Raw genomic sequence first — 17,482 nt, 5'->3', positions numbered from 1 at the left:
TTCGTGTTCCCAAACGGATTTGAGATAGAATGACGACAGAGAGCGATATCACCCCAAGCGCGGCCGACCGGCATCACCCGATGCTGAAGCTGGCGCTGGAACTTGGCCCGCTGTTGATCTTCTTCTTCGCCAACCTACGCGGCCCCTGGCTGGTCGAGCGGCTCCCGGCTCTTTCGGAGCTTGGCGGACCACTATTCGTGGCGACGGCCCTCTTCATGGCGGCAACGGTGATCTCACTGATCGTTTCTAAGGTCGTGCTCGGGCATCTGCCGATCATGCCCTTCGTGTCGGGCATCGTGGTCGTCATCTTCGGGTCGCTGTCGATCTATTTGCAGAATGAGACCTTCATCAAGATGAAGCCGACCATCGTCAACGCGCTCTTCGGCGTTGCTCTGCTTGGCGGCCTCGCCTTCGGCAAATCGTTGCTCGGCTACGTCTTCAACGCGGCCTTCCAGCTCGATGCGGAGGGATGGCGCAAGCTGACGATCCGTTGGGGCATCTTCTTCCTCTTCCTCGCGGTGCTGAACGAGGTCGTCTGGCGCAATTTCTCCGATGATTTCTGGATCGCCTTCAAGGTCTGGGGCACAATGCCAATCACCATCATCTTCACGCTTGCACAGATGCCACTGATCATGAAGCATACGGTCACGCCGGCGGGAGAGACCGAGAATTGACAACACTGAATACGGCAGACAGGGAGAAGCATCAGACCTTCTGGTTTGCTGCGTGCGTTGCCGTTCTGCTCGTCCAGATCATCGCCGAATACATGATGGGTCGCACACCCATCTGCACCTGCGGATATGTCAAGCTATGGGAAGGCACCGTCAATTCCAGCGGTAACTCGCAGCATATTTCCGACTGGTACACGCCCTCCCACATCATCCACGGCTTCATTTTCTACGGCATCGCACACCTCTTTATGCGCGGAAAGCCGATCGCCGTGCGGCTGCTTTTGGCGCTCATGATCGAGTCCGGTTGGGAATTGCTGGAAAATTCACCCTTGATCATCGACCGCTATCGGACGGCAACGATCTCACTCGACTATTACGGCGACAGCATTCTGAATTCCGCGATGGACACCGTGTTCATGGTGGTCGGGTTCTTGTTCGCCTCGCGAGCGCCCGTCGCACTAACGGTCGCGATCGCGATTTTCTTCGAGCTCTTGACCGGCTACCTCATTCGCGACAACCTGACGCTCAACGTGCTGATGCTGATCTGGCCGATTGAGGCGATCAAGACCTGGCAAGGCGGGATCTAGTCAGGACGCCGGCTTGGCCAGCGCCATCTCCATGGCGGGGAAAAGCCCTTCCTTCAGACTGACCTCGTCGAACGGGCCGACCCGCTTGTAGAGGATCGTGCCGTCGGGAGCGATGAGATAGCTTTCCGGGATGCCGTACACACCCCAATCGATGGCTGCCTGCCCCTTGGGATCGACACCGATGGCGGCAAAGGGATTGCCGAGTTCGCCGAGGAAGCGAAGTGCGTTGTCGTTCCTGTCCTTGTAGTTGATCGCAACCACGTTGAGGCGGCCGTCCTTTGCCAGTTCCTTCAAGATCGGATGTTCTTCGCGACAGGGAATGCACCAGGAGGCGAAGACGTTGACGAGGGTCAGCTTGCCCTTGATGGCGCTGTCAGTCAGCGCCGGCAGGTTGGTACCCTCAAGCGGCGCAAGGTTCAGTGCCGGCGCCCTCGTGCCGATCAGTGCAGAGGGGATTTCCGAGATATCCTTGCCGTGGACGTCCTGGTCGTAAAGCATCTTTGCCGCGGTGGCTGCAATGCCGGCAAAGACGATCAACGGGATCAAGGCGACGGCATAGCGCCCAAATCCGCGCTTGGCACGGCTCGTTTCCGGTGTGGTGCTCATTCGCCATCCTTTGTCCGCGCGGAGCGGCGGCGGATTCCGGCGGCTTCGAGGGTTGCCATCTCGCTGCGGCGCGCACGGCCGTCCGCCCACGTCCAAAGCGTGGCTGCGATGGTGACGAGGGCCGCAAAGCCATAGGCGCCATAGACATAGAAAGCATGCGTCATGACTGTCCCTCGCGGCTCGCCAAGCGTGCTGCCAAGCGGCGCTGTGCGGTGACGCGGCGTCGCCAGATTTCGTTGCGCATGGCCATGATGTGCAGCGTGAAGAAGAGCGCGGTGAACGCAACGGCCATCACCAGCAGTGGCCGCAGGAACTCCGGATCGATGGCTGGGCCGTCGAGGCGCAGTACGCTCGCGGATTGATGCAGTGTGTTCCACCATTCGACGGAGAACTTGATGATCGGGATGTTGACGAAGCCAACGAGGATCAGGACGGCGCTGACGCGGGCGGCTTTTGACGGGTCGTCGATCGCGCGATTGAGGGCGATGAGCCCGAGATACATCAGGAACAGGACGAAGACGGAGGTGAGCCGGGCGTCCCATACCCACCAGGTGCCCCACATCGGCTTACCCCAGAGCGAACCTGTCACCAGGGCAATCAGCGTGAAAGCGGCGCCGAGCGGGGCGGCAGCCTTTGCCGATACATCCGCCAGCGGATGGCGCCAGACCAGCGTACCGATCGCTGAGAGGCTCATGATCGTATAGCCCATCATCGCCAGCCAGGCCGCCGGCACGTGGACATACATGATACGAACCGTTTCGCCTTGCTGATAGTCGCCTTCGGTCGTGAAGCTGAGAGACAGCCCCACGATAAAACAGAGGGCCGTGAAACCGGCCATCCAGGGAATGATGCGTGCCGCCAGCGCCAGAAACCGCGTCGGGTTGGCGAGATCGCTGAATTTCGTGATGGCTAGGCTCGTTTCGCTCATGCCGTTTCCTTACCGCGATATGCCCGATGCCGCAATCGAGCGCCCCATCAATCCGACGTGTTGCGTAGTGCCAGTGCGGCCGCGGCCGGGCCGATGACGGCGAAGAACAGAGTGAGTGCGATCAGAATGAGGAAAGGCGGCAGAAAGGGCGATGGGCCTTCGACCGCCGCATAAGTGGCGCTGACGCCGAAAATAAGCACCGGAATGGTCAGCGGCAGCACCAGGATCGAGACCAGCAGTCCGCCACGCGGCAAGGCGACAGCAGCGGCTGCGCCGACGGCGCCGATGAAGGTAATCGCGGGCGAGCCGACGAGGAGCGTCAGCATCGTCGCGCCGATCGCCGTCTCACTCATATTCATGAAGAGGCCAAGCAGCGGCGAGGCGATGACCAGCGGCAGGCTGGTGGCGATCCAGTGTGCCAGGCACTTCACCAGCACCGTCAGAACAAGCGGATGTTCGTGCATCAGCATGAGATCGAGCGAGCCATCGTCGCGTTCGGCCTGAAACAGGCGGTCGAGGCCGAGAAGCGCGGCAAGCAGCGCACCGATCCACACGATCGCCGGACCGATGCGAGACAGAAGTGCGAGGTCAGGCCCGACGCCGAAGGGGATGACCGCGACAACGGTCAGGAAGAAGAGAACGCCGATCAGCGCGCCGCCGCCGGCGCGAATGGAAAGTTTGAGGTCACGCAGCAGAAGGGCCGTCATGCCCACACTCCCGGACCAGTGTGAGAAAATCCCGCCATCCGCAGCTCCTGCGCACCCTCAAGGCCCAACGGCTGGTGGGTTGCGGCAAGCACGATCCCGCCCCTGCGCCGATGCGCCTCGATAAGCTCTGCAAAAAGGCGGTCGCCGCTTGTGTCCAACGCAGCGGTAGGCTCATCGAGAATCCAGACCGGCCGGTAGGCGACAAGCAGCTTGGCGAAGGCAAAGCGACGTTGCTGGCCAGCCGAAAGGTAGCCGAAGGGAAGCTGCGTTATTCCCGCGAGCCCGACCGCCTCGGCTGCCTCATCGATGGAAACGGTCGAACCTCCGTGCGTATCTCCCAGAAAGCAACGCCAGAAGTCGAGGTTTTCGGCGACCGTCAACTCGCTTTTCATCGCATTGCGGTGGCCGAGATAGTGGCTGATTTCGCCGACGCGCCGGTGAGTGTTGCCATGCGAATCGGTGAAGCCAACCGAGCCTCTTTCCCGATGCAGCAAACCGGCGACGACGCGCAACAAAGTTGACTTTCCCGATCCATTTTTGCCTGTCAAAACCAGCGCTTCGCCCGATTCCAGGCGAAAGGATACGCCCTCGAAAATGAGCTCTTCTCCCCGGCGCGCGGCCAGATTGGCGGCCTCGAGATACATGACTTTTCCGTCGTTTAATTTTTCAGTCATCGCAATGCAAAAAAATCCGAAATGGGCCACGCTCTCTCTGGCACCTTTCTTAGAAATTATCTATAAGACCCGCAACCACGCCAGCGGTCGGCGTGAATTTCATCCTTGCGCCGAACATGGGCTTTGCTCCACGTGCGGACAGCGGAAATGGCCGTACCCGCATCCTGATGTGCATTACGTGCATAGGCGTCCGCACGATTGTGTTCGCTATCAGAAACGGGGTCTCTCGTGTCTAAATCTCTTGACAGCTTCAATTGTCGTTCCACGCTCACCGTGAACGGTAAGGACTACGTCTATTTCAGCCTGCCCAAGGCTGAGGCGAATGGCCTGCCGGGTGTTTCGAAGCTTCCTTACTCGATGAAGGTTCTGCTCGAGAACCTGCTGCGCTTCGAAGACGGTCAGTCGGTGACCAAGGAACACATTCTGGCGGTTGCCGAATGGCTTGATAACAAGGGTGCTGTCGAAAACGAAATCGCCTATCGCCCGGCGCGCGTGCTGATGCAGGACTTCACCGGCGTTCCCGCCGTCGTCGATCTGGCCGCGATGCGTGACGCGATGGTGTCCCTCGGTGGCGACCCGGAGAAGATCAATCCGCTGGTTCCGGTCGACCTCGTCATCGACCACTCTGTTATCGTCGACGAATTCGGCACGCCGCAGGCTTTTGCCAAAAACGTCGAGCTGGAATACCAGCGTAACGGCGAGCGCTACCGCTTCCTGAAGTGGGGCCAGCAGGCATTCAAGAACTTCCGCGTCGTTCCTCCCGGCACCGGCATCTGTCATCAGGTGAATCTCGAATACCTCGGCCAGACCGTCTGGACGAAGGAAGAGGACGGCGAGACGATCGCTTATCCCGACACCTGCGTCGGCACCGACAGCCATACGACGATGATCAACGGCCTTGGCGTTCTCGGCTGGGGTGTTGGCGGTATCGAAGCCGAAGCGGCCATGCTCGGCCAGCCGGTCTCGATGCTCCTGCCTGAAGTCATCGGCTTCAAGCTCACCGGCAAGCTCAAGGAAGGCGTCACGGCGACTGACCTGGTGCTGATGGTCGTGCAGATGCTGCGCAAGAAGGGCGTCGTTTCCAAGTTCGTCGAATTCTTCGGCCCGGGCATGGACAACATGCCGCTGGCAGACCGCGCGACGATCGGCAACATGGGTCCGGAATACGGCGCGACCTGTGGCTTCTTCCCGGTCGACGGCGAAACCATCAACTACCTCAACATGTCGGGCCGCACCAAGGACCGCATCGCGCTCGTCGAAGCCTATTCGAAGGCTCAGGGGATGTGGCGCGACGGCGACGGTTCGGACCTCGTCTTTACCGACACGCTCGAACTCGACCTCGCCGACGTCGTGCCTGCGATGGCCGGCCCGAAGCGTCCCGAAGGCCGCATCCCGCTCGAAAACATCGCGGCCGGCTTCGCTGGTTCGATGGACGCCGACTACAAGAAGCCGGGCCAGCTCTCCAACCGCTACGCGGTCGAAGGCACCGACTTCGATCTCGGCCATGGCGACGTTGCGATTGCCGCCATCACGTCGTGCACCAACACCTCCAACCCGTCGGTTCTGATCGCTGCCGGCCTTCTCGCCCGTAACGCCGTTGCCAAGGGCCTGAAGTCCAAGCCGTGGGTCAAGACCTCGCTCGCTCCAGGATCGCAGGTGGTCGGCGAATACCTTGCGACGTCCGGCCTGCAGGCTGACCTCGACAAGCTCGGCTTTAACCTCGTCGGCTTCGGCTGCACGACCTGCATCGGCAACTCCGGTCCGCTGCCGGCGCCGATCTCGAAGACAATCAACGACAAGGGGCTCATCGTTTCGGGCGTTTTGTCGGGCAACCGTAACTTCGAAGGCCGTATCTCTCCTGATGTTCAGGCGAACTACCTGGCGTCCCCGCCGCTGGTCGTTGCCTATGCGCTTGCCGGTTCGGTCCAGAAGGACCTGACCAAAGAGCCGATCGGCGAAGACCAGAACGGCAATCCGGTGTTCCTCAAGGATATCTGGCCGACTTCGCACGAAGTTCAGGAATTCATCCTGAAGTACGTTACGCGCGAGCTCTATGAGACGAAGTATGCTGACGTCTTCAAGGGCGACGAGAACTGGCAGGCCGTTCAGGTTCCTCCTGGCCAGACCTATGCCTGGGACGACGATTCGACCTACGTTCAGAACCCGCCTTACTTCGTGGGCATGGGCAAGTCCGGCTCCGGTATCTCCGACATCAAGGGCGCCCGCGTTCTCGGCCTGTTCGGCGACAAGATCACCACCGACCACATTTCCCCGGCCGGTTCGATCAAGGCGGCGTCTCCGGCCGGTGCCTACCTGCTCGAGCACAATGTCGGCGTCGCGGACTTCAACCAGTACGGTACGCGCCGCGGCAACCATGAAGTGATGATGCGCGGCACATTTGCCAACATTCGCATCCGCAACCACATGCTCGGCCCGAACGGCAAGGAAGGCGGCTACACGATCCACTATCCCTCCAAGGAAGAAGAATCGATCTACGACGCGGCCATGCAGTACAAGGCCGAGGGCGTTCCGCTCGTCATCTTCGCAGGTGTCGAATACGGCAACGGCTCGTCCCGCGACTGGGCGGCGAAGGGCACCAACCTGCTTGGCGTCAAGGCTGTGATCGCGCAGTCCTTCGAGCGTATCCACCGCTCGAACCTGGTCGGCATGGGCGTCATCCCGTTTGTGTTCGAAGAAGGCACGACCTGGGCAAGCCTCGGTCTGAAGGGCGACGAAATCGTCACTATCGAAGGCCTTGAAAACATCAAGCCGCGCGAAAAGAAGATCGCCAAGATCACCTATGGCGACGGCACCGTGAAGGACGTTCCACTGCTGTCGCGTGTCGATACGCTCGATGAAGTGATCTACCTTAACAACGGCGGCATCTTGCAGACGGTTCTGCGCGATCTCGCTGCCTGATTGTTAACGGGCTTCCGTGACAATGACCGCCGGAAAGAGATTTCCGGCGGTTTTTGTTTGAGCGCGAGATATTGGATGCCCGGTCACGACGATGTGTTTCAGCTTGGCTTCCACGAAGCTTGGTCTCACCCGTTCGTGACTTTCCGTTTGGAGCGAGAACCACTATCTCTACGTTCATACATCGGAACCTGCGGCGAAGGTGGCGGTAGGTACTGAATAAAAAGGTGCAGTGAATGTCCCCGCGGTTTCTGATTTCCATGGTTGCAGGTGTGGCGCTTGCCGGCCCACTTTTTGCCCAGGACGCGCCGAAAGGTGTGGTTGAACTCTTCACCTCGCAGGGATGTTCTTCTTGTCCTCCAGCCGATGCGGCTTTCCGCAAGCTCGTCGAGGCCGGCGGCGTTATCGCTCTCGCCTATCACGTCGATTACTGGAACTATATGGGATGGGCCGATACGCTGAGTTCCAAGGAGAATACGGAGCGGCAGTATGGCTACGCGCAGACGATGGGACGCGCCAACGTCTATACGCCGCAGGTCATCGTCAACGGCCGCGACCACGTAGCGGGAGCCGATCTCGGCGCGATCAATAAGAAGATCGATGGCTATGCAGCCGAAGGCATGGGGTTGTCAGTGCCGGTGACTGCGCAGATGCGCGACGACCAACTCGAGATCAAGATCGGCGCAGGACAGGGCAAGGCCAATGTCGTCATGGTCTACTTCAATCGCGAGAAGACCATCGACGTCGAGAAGGGCGAAAACAGCGGACAGAAGATTGCATACCTCAACAGCGTTGCCGATGTTGAGACCGTCGGCATGTGGGAGGGCAAGGAAACGAGCTTGACGCTGCCGGCCAGCGTGATGCAGAAGCCGGACCTTGAGGGCTGCGCGATTCTACTTCAATCCTCCACCGCCGATGGCAATCCATCTGCGATCCTCGGAGCGACGGTTGTCATGGCCGGGAAGAACATCTGACCGTTTCATCTGCTTCTGCGGATGGAAAACGGGGTGGCCCGGCTGATCGTATTCGGGGCTGGGGTTAAGGTCGATACGGTCAGCCGGGCCCTTTGGCGCGCTGGCGCCAAACTCACACACAACCGTTTCAGCAGACCAAATCTGGCAAAAGATCATGCGCAATTCGGGTGCGACGACGGGTCCGAATGGCCCCGCGGCGCAGTCGTGAGGGAATTTCCCTTGCAAATGAGGCGCTGTTTTGACTGAATTGCGGCGCTCGGGAGATTGCACAGACTATGATTAATGTGACTGATCACCTGCTTGCAATTTATAAACGCTAAGGCAAACTGTCATTCTCCTGTCACGAGCGGAGGCACAGGGAGACTGATGACAGATCAGCCGGATTTGCGGCGCGGCGAAAGCCGGTCCGCCGAGAACAGTTCCTCAGTCGTCGTAGATCTCAAGGAGTACAAGCAGAGCAAGGACCCACCGCCGGTCACCTTTCACCGTCGCGAGCTCGACGCGATCCTGTGGATTTACGGCCGCATGGTCGGCGAGGGTGAGTGGCGAGATTACGCGATCGATCATCTGAGAGACTGCGCCATCTTCTCGGTTTTCAAGCGATCGGGCGAAATGCCGCTTTTTCGCATCGAGAAGAATCCGAAGCTTGCCACCAAGCAGGGTGCCTATTCCGTTTTCAACACTCACGGCGTCATCCTGAAGCGCGGCCACGAGCTGCAGCAGGTTTTGAAGGTCTTCAATAAGGCCTTGAAGCTGGTCGAGAAGTAGCTCGGCTCAAGCTTTGAAAAGGGTACCGGGATAAGTCGAGGCATCGGGGTCCGTGGCTGCGCCTTCACCAAGGGCTCGCTGCATGATCATCGTATCGAGCCAGCGGCCATGCTTGTAACCTGTTGCTCTCAGGCGGCCGGTTTCCTCAAAGCCCAATGCGCGATGCAGGGCAATCGATGCCGGATGTGCGCCGCCGATCACGGCCACCATCTGGCGAAAGCCGAGATCTGCGCGGCGACAAACAAGGTGAGACTCAGCGTCAATCAGGATGAGACTCGGCGGCGGGGGTGTGACGAAGGGAGGGCGTAGCCCGACTGGAGTTACACCCCCGCCGCGGCGCAATTTTTCGGCGTCTCATGATCGCGGTTGGCCCGGTAGCGTCGGTGATTTTCTGAGAATGGAGAATCACCTTTGTGCCGGGTCGCCATGTAACCGATCATCAGACGAGGCTTTTTATGAAGTACCGACAAAACAACCCCATTGAGGTCGCTGCCGCCAAGGCGTCGATCAGCCGGGCGACGGCTTACCGCATCGAGAAGGATGCGCGTCTTCCATCGCAGACCAAGCCGCCGCGCGACCGGCGTCGCCCCGATCCCCTTGAGCACATCTTCGACGCCGAGGTTGTTCCGCTCCTCAAGGCCGCGCCCGGCATCCGAGCGGTCGCCGTTTACAACGAGATGCTGCGGCGTCATCCAGAGCTGTCAGAAGGTGTTCGCCGTACGATTGAGCGTCGTATCCGATCATGGCGGGCTGTTCACGGTCAGGAGCAGGAAGTGATCTTCCGTCAGATGCACGAACCCGGTCGGTTAGGACTGTCGGATTTTACCGACATGGGCAGCCTCGGCGTGACGATCGCCGGCCAATCGCTCGATCATCTGCTTTATCACTTCCGGCTGGTCTGGTCGGGCTTCGAGCATGCCCATGTCATCCTGGGTGGAGAGAGCTTCGTCGCTCTGGCCGAGGGGCTGCAGAACGCCCTGTGGTCGGTTGGCGGTTCGCCGCTCTATCATCGCAGCGACAGCTTATCGGCCGCCTTCCGCAACCTCGATGCCGACGCCAAGGTCGATCTGACGCATCGCTACGACGAACTGTGCGCCCATTATCGCATGACGCCGACGCGCAACAACAAGGGCGTCGCGCACGAGAACGGCTCGATCGAAAGTTCCCACGGCCATCTCAAGAATGCGATCCGCGATGCTCTGCTGATGCGCGGAACCAGGGACTTTGGCGACCTCGGATCCTATCGCGCCTTCATCGATGAGATCGTCAGCCGCCGCAATGCCGCACATGGCAAGCGCATCGATGCCGAGCGCACGCATCTGCAAGCTCTTCCCGATCGTCGCACCACCGACTTCGAAGAGGTCATCGTCACCGTATCGAGCACCGGCGGCTTCGCCTTGCGCAAGGTCTTCTACACCGTGCCTTCCCGTCTGATTGGCCACCGGCTGCGGGTGCGTCTGTTCGACGATCGCCTCGACGTCTTCATCGGCGGCACGCATCTGCTGACATTACCCCGAGGCCGCGCCCATGCGAGTGGCAAGCACGATCAAGTCGTCAACTATCATCACGTCATTCATTCCCTGCGCAAAAAGCCGATGGCGCTTTTGGGGCTCGTCTATCGCGACAAGCTCTTCCCCAGGCCGGAATATCGCAGGACTTTCGACGCGCTCATCGAGCAACTGCCCGAGCGGCAGGCTTGCAAGATCACCGTGGAACTGCTTGCCTTGGCTCACGATCGCAGTTGCGAGCGTGAACTGGCCGAGGAGCTTGCCAAAACGCTCGACGCCCACAAACTGCCTGATCTGGCGGCTTTGAGAGCGGTCTTCAGCCCGGACCCGGATCAGTTGCCGATCGTTCATGTGCAACTCGCGTCGCTCAATGGTTATGAAGCCCTGATCGGCACGGCCTATGCGGGAGAGGTCGCATGAAGAGCAACATCCACACAGTCGATGAAGCCCGCCTCGGCATCATGCTCAACGAACTGAGGCTGCCGACGATCAAGACGTTCTGGCACCAATTTGCCGAGCAGGCCGATCGGGAAGGATGGCCTGCTGCCCGTTTCCTCTCGGCCATCGCCGAGCATGAATTGGCCGAACGCGCCCATCGCAGGATCGAAAGACACCTCGCCGAGGCCCACCTGCCACCCGGAAAGACGCTCGACAGCTTCGCCTTCGACGCTGTTCCCATGGTCTCCAAGGCCCAGGTCATGGCGATTGCAGCCGGCGATAGCTGGCTCGCCAAAGGCGCCAATATCCTGATGTTCGGTCCGCCCGGCGGCGGAAAGAGCCATCTCGCCGCAGCCGTCGGCCTCGCGCTAATCGAGAACGGCTGGCGCGTGCTCTTCACCCGCACGACCGATCTCGTCCAGAAGCTTCAGGTCGCGCGGAGGGAGCTTCAGCTCGAAGCCGCCATCGCAAAGCTCGACAAGTTCGATCTTCTCATCCTCGACGACCTGGCCTACGTCACCAAGGACCAGGCCGAAACGAGCGTGCTCTTCGAACTCATCTCCGCAAGATATGAGCGGCGTTCCATCATGATCACCGCCAATCAGCCCTTCGGAGAATGGAACCGCGTCTTTCCAGACCCGGCCATGACGCTTGCCGCGGTGGACCGACTTGTCCATCACGCAACAATCTTCGAGATGAATGTCGAAAGCTACCGGCGGCGTTCGGCCATGGAAGCCAAACGCCAGCGCGGCAGACCCGCCTCATTCGCGACAATCAAAAGCTCTTCCCAGCTTGTCGCGGAGCGGCAATCAGAACACGATGAAACTCTTGCCAGCGACAATCAACATGATAACTTCGCTCCAACCGCGACATAAGAATCTCATCCAGATTGTCGCTCGCGTCTCATCCTGATCGTCGCGCTATACCGAGATCCGTGCAGCGTCGGATCAGTTCGGCGAGCAGCAGCCTTCCAACGCCCCTGCCGCGTGCTTCAGGCCCCAGGTAGATCGAATCTTCGACCATCCAGCGATAGGCCGGCCGCGTCCGGAAGGCTGAGGCATAGGCGTAACCGAGCAGGCTGCCATCCTCATCGATGGCGGCGATGTAGGGATAGTCCTGGCCCGTGATTGCGGAAAATCGTGCCGCCATCTCGCTCTGCTCCGGCGGGATGATCTCGTAGCTTGCGACACCATTCAGGACGGATTCGCGATAGATGGCCGTGATGGTGGGGAGGTCGAATGAGGAAGCGTCGCGGAGGAAGATGGGCATTCGGTCGGCCGGGAGGATATGAACAATGGACCATTCCAGAAATCACTCTCCGTAGGACCAGGCAACAAAAAAGGCGGCCGAAGCCGCCTTTTTCGACAACATCCCTGTTCCTTACTTGCGGTCACCCATGAACTGCAGGAGGAACATGAAGAGGTTGATGAAGTCGAGATACAAGGTCAGTGCACCCATGATCGCCTTGCGGCCGGCAACCTCTGCGCCGTCGGCTTCGTAATACAGCTCCTTGATGCGCTGCGTATCGTAGGCGGTCAGGCCTGCGAAGATCAGCACGCCGATCACAGAGACCGCGAACTGCAGGGCAGACGACGCCAGGAAGATGTTCACGACCGACGCGATGATCAGACCGAAGAGGCCCATGATCAGGAACGAGCCCATCGCGGAGAGATCACGCTTGGTCGTGTAGCCATACAGCGAGAGCGCGCCAAAGGAGGCCGCCGTCACGAAGAACGTCTGCGTGATGCTCGATTGCGTGTAGACCAGGAAGATCGACGAAAGCGACAGACCCACCAGCGCGGCATAGACCCAGAAGGTCGTCTGCGCGGCGGCAACGCTCATGCGGTTAATCCTGAAGCTCAGGAAGAACACGGCGGCCAGCGGGGCAAGGATGACCACCCAACGGAGCGGCGACTGGAAGAGCACCACGCCAAACTGCGTCAGTTGATTGTCCTGGACGGCGAAATTGAAGCCGAGATAGGCGGCCACACCGGTGATCGCCAGGCCCAGCGCCATCAGGTTGTAGACCCTGAGCATATAGCTGCGTAGGCCCTGGTCGATCATCTCGCCAGTTTGTACGCGGCCTTGGTAATTACGAAGGTCAGCCATAGTTTCCTCTTATAAGCTCCGGTGTGGACACGGTGGCGGGTGCGTAACCCGGGCGCCGCTGCGGAGCCCAGCATGCCTGCACACAATATGAGCCTTTCGCCTTTCGCAAACAAGGCCCTTGCAACCCGCGATCGGGTTAAATCGCCGTAATACCAACGAGCGCTAATCAAAACCGGTGCGCCCAGTCACGCATTCCAATCGACATGATCTTCCACGGCTGAGCGACCAGCTTGTTCCATGCGTCGCAGCAATGGGCGACGATGTCCTCGTAATCTTTGAAGATCCGGTTGGACAACCAGTTGTCACGCAGAAATTGCCACACGTTCTCGACGGGATTTAATTCGGGCGAGCGTGGCGGCAGGAAGAGCAGTGTGATGTTGTCGGGCACATCGAGCTTCGGCGTGACATGCCACCCCGCCTGATCAACGATCAGCACGGCATGAGCGCCGTCATCGACGGCCTGGCTGATTTCGATCAAATGCTGGTTCATGGCGCTGGTGTCGCAGTAGGGAAGAACGAGACCCGCACCTTTGCCCTTCTTGGGGCAGATAGCGCCGAAGATATAGGTCCACATCGTGCGTTGATCGTGTGGTGCCGAAGGCCTTGTTCCCCTGCGTGCCCATCGCCGGGTGATCTTGTTCTTTTGGCCTATCCGAGCTTCGTCGGCCCACCAGAGCTCAATCTCGACGTTCTTCGGGAGCCTGCCTTTGATGGCTGCCAGTGTGGCGGGGAACTTTTTTTAAAACTCTCCAGGTCGCCTTCGTTCTGGGCGTAATGGCGCGGGCGGGCAGACAGCTTTGCAAAGCCGAGCGCCTTCAATTCGCGGCCAATGGTCGTTTCATCGACGGATATCCGATATTCTTGGAACAGCCATTGAGCAAGATCCTTGCGCCGCCAGCGCACAACGCCATGCACCGCCGGTATCGGGCCACTTTCGACGATCTTTGCCAAAGCCTGGCGATGCACGTCGGAAAGCTTTCCTTGATTGCCGGGTGCTTTGCCATTGATGAGCCCCGACGGGCCACGCGCATTGAAGCGAATAACCCAGTCGCGGACAATTTGCAGGGTCACGCCTCCGATCCTGGCCGCATCGCTGCGGGAATGGCCATCATAGATTTCGGCAAGGGCAAGAAGCCGCCGAGCCTGTGCCGCATCCTTCGTGCCTTTGGCCAACGCCCGAAGAGCGAAGCCGTCGAAGTCATCGCGCAGTGGAATTCCTGATGTCATCCGCAAACCTCCGTTTGCGGTATTGATTCAGAACTCAACTGATTTGGAAACCTCAAAAAGAGTCAGAGATCGCTCACGCTGGTATAAGGTGAAGGGAATTTCTCCGTTTGGTCAATCAAAGCTCGCGCAAAACGGGTGCCGCTTTCTGGCCGAGGATGCGCCAGGTACCGATGAGCCCAATGCCGACGGTGAGCACCAGCGCCGTTATGAGTGTCAGGCCGGCGACGTCGGGCAGGAAGTGGGAGGGGATGCGCATGATCCGGGCGGTGATGAACCAGGCCGCGACGCCGCCGGCAAAGAGGGCGAAGACTGCGGTTGCTGCCCCGAGAATGAGGTATTCGTAGCAGAAGGCGCGGATCAGCATTCGTCGCGTCGCGCCCAGTGTCTTGAGGACGACCGCATCATGGGTACGGGCGCGGTTGCCGGCAGCCAGAGCGCCCGCAAGAACGAGCACCGAGGCGATAAGTGCAACGGAGGCGGCGGCGCGGATCGCCGTCGCAAGCTGCGCCACCAGTGTGTTGACGATATCGATCGCATCCTTGACCCGCACGCTGGTGATCGTCGGATAGGTATTTGTCACGGATTTGAGAATCGCGGCCTCCTGGGTAGTGGTCGCGGCCGGGTCGGTGAGCGTCGCCAGCCAGGCGTGCGGGGCGCCGCGGAACGTATTCGGCGAGAACACCATCACGAAGTTGATGGAAAGCGTTTCCCACTCGACCTTGCGCAGATTGGCAATCTTGGCTGTGATGTTACGCCCAAGCACGTTAACGGTGACGGTGTCGCCGATCTTCAGACCGAGTTCCTTCGCTTCCTCGGCAGAAAAGGAGACAAGCGGCTCACCTCTATAATCCTTCGGCCACCATGAACCCTCGGTCAACGATGCATTTTCCGGCAGTGTTTGCGCATACGTGATGCCGCGGTCGCCGCGCAGTACCCACTGGCCGCCCGGCGGGACTTTCCGCTTCGTCACATCCTCGCCGTTGAAGGCGAGGATGCGGCCGCGCAGCATCGGCACCTCGACCAAGTGGCCATCCGGGGAACTGGCTTTGATGACGCTACGGAATTTCTCGAGTTCCGAACCCTGAATGTCGACGAAGAAGAAGTTCGGCGCGCCGGCGGCCATGCGCCCGGTCAATTGCTGCCGCATGTTGCCGTCGATCAGGGTGAGGGTGACGAGCAGTGCAAGGCCAAGACCGAGAGACAGGACGACGGAGGGCGTCAGCGCGCCGGGCCTATGGATGTTGCCGATTGCGAGCCGCAGGGCGGGTGAATTCACCCGTGGGCTGCGACGCGCGAGCCAAGCGATACCGGCAGCGACAAGCCGCAAGATCACGAAGGAGAAGGCGATCGCCCCGACAAAGACGATCGCGATGAAGCGATCGTGAGCGGTTGCGATGGCGAGACCGGCAAGGGCAAGGAGAAATACCGCGGCAAGAAGGATGTAGGGCCACGACGGCAGACCCCGCGCCTCGAAACCTTGTTCACGGAAGAGAGCTGTCGCCGGAACCTCGCGGGAATGTCCGAGCGGCATGATGGCAAAGGCCAGCGTTGTCATAATGCCGAAAAGGACGGCGAGGGACAGGGCCCCGGGGTAGAACGTCAGATCGGTCGAAACAGGCAGGAATTGCGCCAGAAATTGCGACGCCACGATTGGCGCCAGCGCTCCGATGACGAGGCCGATGACCATGCCGCCCAAGGCAATGATCGCGATCTGGAACAGGTAGATCAGGACCACAGTCGCTGCCGGCGCGCCAAGGCACTTGAACGTTGCAATCGTGGTGCGCTTGGAATCCAGGAAAGCACGCACAGCGTTTGCGACGCCGACACCACCGACGATCAGGGCCGTCAGTCCGACCAGCGTTAGAAATTGCGAGAAGCGCTCAATGTTTTCGGTTAGCGAAGGCGCTGCCCGATCGCTCGTGCGGATTGACCAGCCGGCGGACGGAAAGTCCTTCGTAGCCCGATCGCGGATCGTGGATCTCTCGGCTGGGTCGTCCATGCGGATCTTGTAAACGTGTTCGACCAAGCTGCCGGTCTGGATGAGGCCGGATGCCTTGAGCCCGTCCCTGCTCACGAGGAGGCGGGGTGCGAAGCCGAAACCTTCCGAGACCGCGTCGGGTTCAGTCTTGATCGTGCCGGTGATGTTCAAGATGACATTGCCGAGCAGGATCTCGTCGCCAATGGAGAGGCCGAGCCGCTCGAGCAGAAGCGGCGCGGCCACTGCGCCATAGGTGCCGCTCTGCCCGGATAGAAGCGCGTGCAACGGATAGTTCGGTTCGGCTTCGAAGGTACCGAAGAGTGGGTAAGCGCCGTCGACCGCCTTGACTTCGACCAGGGCCTGATCCGAGCCGTCGGGCTTGCGCGCCATCGAGCGCAGGCCGGTCGACGCCGACACCTTTCCGAAGCCGCGCAGGAAGCCCATTTCGGCTTCCGTCGCCTCGCGGTTGTTGAGCTCGAAGCGCACGTCGCCGGCAAGGATCTCCTGACCCTGCGTGGCGATCGTGTCGGTGATCGACTGCGAAACCGAATTGACCGCCGCAATGGCACCGGTGCCGAGGGCGATGCAGGCCAGAAAGATGTAGAAGCCGCCGAGCCCGCCGCGAAGCTCGCGGAGCGCGAGACGAAAGGCAAGGGAGGCGCGCGGGGTCAGCAATGTCATGCAATCGCCGCCTCGGGCTGCGCTGGCGCACTATCGCCCTCAATTTGGCCGGAACGAACCCGAATCTGCCGGGAGCAGCGTTTGGCAAGGGCGGTGTCATGGGTGACAAGCAGCAGCGTCATGCCGCGCTCAGCCTGCTTCGAAAACAGGAGATCTGCAATCTGGCGGCCGGTGTCGGTGTCGAGGTTGCCGGTCGGTTCGTCGGCAATCAGCAATGCCGGCGAGGGTGCGAGGGCGCGGGCAATTGCCACGCGTTGCTGTTCGCCGCCGGAAAGCTGGCCGGGATAGTGGTTCAATCGATCGCCAAGACCGACGGATTTCAATTCGCGGCGTGCGATTTCGAAGGGGTTGGGAAGGTTGGCAAGCTCCAGCGGCACAGCAACGTTTTCCAGCGCCGTCATGTTGGCAATCAGGTGGAAAGATTGGAAGACGATGCCGATGTTGCGGCCACGGAAGTCGGCCACATGGTCTTCACTCAGGGCATGCAATGGTGTGCCGCTGACATTGATCTCGCCACTATCGAGTTTCTCAAGCCCTGCAAGCACCATCAGCAATGTCGATTTGCCAGAGCCCGACGGCCCTACGATGCCGACCGACTCGCCGGCGGCAATCGTCAGGTCGATGCCCTTCAGCACATGGACAGAGGCGGCGGCGCTGCCAAGCGTCAAATCGGCGCGCTTCAACTCGATGATGGTTTTTGCCAACAGTAT

General features: G+C 60.2%; 16 protein-coding genes and 2 pseudogenes. 7 read left to right on the top strand and 11 right to left on the bottom strand.

The window, feature by feature from the left end:
* The first annotated feature begins 29 nt into the window (after positions 1–29).
* Entirely contained in the window at positions 30–674 is a 645-nt protein-coding gene (locus WGT02_RS21025) for a septation protein A (protein WP_208249495.1), read from the top strand.
* A gap of 5 nt (positions 675–679) precedes the next feature.
* The gene (locus WGT02_RS21020; protein WP_024315312.1) at positions 680–1,258 is read left to right on the top strand and encodes a DUF2585 domain-containing protein; all 579 of its coding nucleotides are present in this window, start codon (positions 680–682) and stop codon (positions 1,256–1,258) included.
* Here the strand turns inward: WGT02_RS21020 and WGT02_RS21015 are convergent, their stop codons facing one another.
* The 5 genes from WGT02_RS21015 to ccmA are packed head-to-tail and all read right to left on the bottom strand — an operon-like array spanning position 1,259 to position 4,143.
* Positions 1,259–1,864, bottom strand: a complete 606-nt coding sequence (locus WGT02_RS21015) for a DsbE family thiol:disulfide interchange protein (protein ID WP_024315311.1) — start codon at positions 1,862–1,864, stop codon at positions 1,259–1,261.
* Entirely contained in the window at positions 1,861–2,028 is a 168-nt protein-coding gene (ccmD, locus tag WGT02_RS21010) for a heme exporter protein CcmD (protein WP_024315310.1), read from the bottom strand. Before ccmD ends, WGT02_RS21015 begins: the two co-directional genes overlap by 4 nt.
* Positions 2,025–2,792, bottom strand: coding sequence for a heme ABC transporter permease (locus WGT02_RS21005; RefSeq protein ID WP_024315309.1), 768 nt, complete (start codon positions 2,790–2,792; stop codon positions 2,025–2,027). The genes ccmD and WGT02_RS21005 overlap by 4 nt, the downstream gene beginning before the upstream one ends.
* A gap of 47 nt (positions 2,793–2,839) precedes the next feature.
* Positions 2,840–3,499, bottom strand: coding sequence for a heme exporter protein CcmB (gene ccmB, locus WGT02_RS21000; RefSeq protein ID WP_024315308.1), 660 nt, complete (start codon positions 3,497–3,499; stop codon positions 2,840–2,842).
* Entirely contained in the window at positions 3,496–4,143 is a 648-nt protein-coding gene (gene ccmA, locus WGT02_RS20995) for a heme ABC exporter ATP-binding protein CcmA (protein WP_024315307.1), read from the bottom strand. The genes ccmB and ccmA overlap by 4 nt, the downstream gene beginning before the upstream one ends.
* Before the next feature lie 258 nt (positions 4,144–4,401).
* Between ccmA and acnA the strand changes: the two genes are divergently transcribed.
* From acnA to WGT02_RS20980, 3 genes are all read left to right on the top strand, one after another.
* Positions 4,402–7,092 carry an aconitate hydratase AcnA gene (acnA, locus tag WGT02_RS20990; protein WP_024315306.1) on the top strand — a complete coding sequence of 897 codons (2,691 nt, stop codon included), beginning with the start codon at positions 4,402–4,404 and terminating at the stop codon, positions 7,090–7,092.
* 233 nt (positions 7,093–7,325) lie between these two features.
* On the top strand, positions 7,326–8,063 hold the full coding sequence (locus WGT02_RS20985; protein ID WP_024315305.1) for a thioredoxin family protein: 738 nt from the start codon (positions 7,326–7,328) through the stop codon (positions 8,061–8,063).
* 366 nt (positions 8,064–8,429) lie between these two features.
* On the top strand, positions 8,430–8,831 hold the full coding sequence (locus WGT02_RS20980; protein WP_024315303.1) for a DUF2794 domain-containing protein: 402 nt from the start codon (positions 8,430–8,432) through the stop codon (positions 8,829–8,831).
* Positions 8,832–8,837: 6 nt separating this feature from the next.
* Here WGT02_RS20980 and WGT02_RS20975 read toward each other — a convergent pair.
* A pseudogene (locus WGT02_RS20975) lies at positions 8,838–9,062 on the bottom strand (GNAT family N-acetyltransferase); the annotation flags it as partial.
* A gap of 224 nt (positions 9,063–9,286) precedes the next feature.
* Here WGT02_RS20975 and istA point away from each other — a divergent pair.
* Together istA and istB are read left to right on the top strand one after the other, a co-directional pair.
* Complete coding sequence (istA, locus tag WGT02_RS20970; protein ID WP_208245170.1) at positions 9,287–10,759, top strand: IS21 family transposase; 1,473 nt, start codon at positions 9,287–9,289, stop codon at positions 10,757–10,759.
* On the top strand, positions 10,756–11,652 hold the full coding sequence (gene istB / locus WGT02_RS20965; RefSeq protein ID WP_208245168.1) for an IS21-like element helper ATPase IstB: 897 nt from the start codon (positions 10,756–10,758) through the stop codon (positions 11,650–11,652). Before istA ends, istB begins: the two co-directional genes overlap by 4 nt.
* A 49-nt stretch (positions 11,653–11,701) precedes the next feature.
* Here istB and WGT02_RS20960 read toward each other — a convergent pair.
* The 5 genes and pseudogenes from WGT02_RS20960 to WGT02_RS20940 form a co-directional block, all read right to left on the bottom strand.
* Positions 11,702–12,046, bottom strand: a pseudogene (locus WGT02_RS20960) (GNAT family N-acetyltransferase); the annotation flags it as partial.
* Between the two features lie 111 nt (positions 12,047–12,157).
* Complete coding sequence (locus tag WGT02_RS20955) at positions 12,158–12,886, bottom strand: Bax inhibitor-1/YccA family protein (RefSeq protein ID WP_024315301.1); 729 nt, start codon at positions 12,884–12,886, stop codon at positions 12,158–12,160.
* Between the two features lie 166 nt (positions 12,887–13,052).
* A protein-coding gene (locus WGT02_RS20950; protein WP_208245220.1) for an IS630 family transposase occupies positions 13,053–14,113 on the bottom strand; the annotation gives its coding sequence in 2 pieces (ribosomal slippage) (positions 13,053–13,621 and positions 13,621–14,113; 1,062 coding nt in all).
* 115 nt (positions 14,114–14,228) lie between these two features.
* Positions 14,229–16,772, bottom strand: coding sequence for an ABC transporter permease (locus WGT02_RS20945; protein WP_208249496.1), 2,544 nt, complete (start codon positions 16,770–16,772; stop codon positions 14,229–14,231).
* Positions 16,769–17,476 carry an ABC transporter ATP-binding protein gene (locus WGT02_RS20940; protein ID WP_024315299.1) on the bottom strand — a complete coding sequence of 236 codons (708 nt, stop codon included), beginning with the start codon at positions 17,474–17,476 and terminating at the stop codon, positions 16,769–16,771. Before WGT02_RS20940 ends, WGT02_RS20945 begins: the two co-directional genes overlap by 4 nt.
* Between the last annotated feature and the right edge of the window lie 6 nt (positions 17,477–17,482).

Origin of the sequence: Rhizobium sp. T1470, assembly GCF_042140505.1 — a bacterium.
Classification (GTDB): Bacteria; Pseudomonadota; Alphaproteobacteria; order Rhizobiales; family Rhizobiaceae; genus Rhizobium; species Rhizobium favelukesii.
The sequence above is the reverse complement of the archived record's forward strand: the minus strand, read 5'-3'. Positions and strand labels throughout refer to the sequence as shown.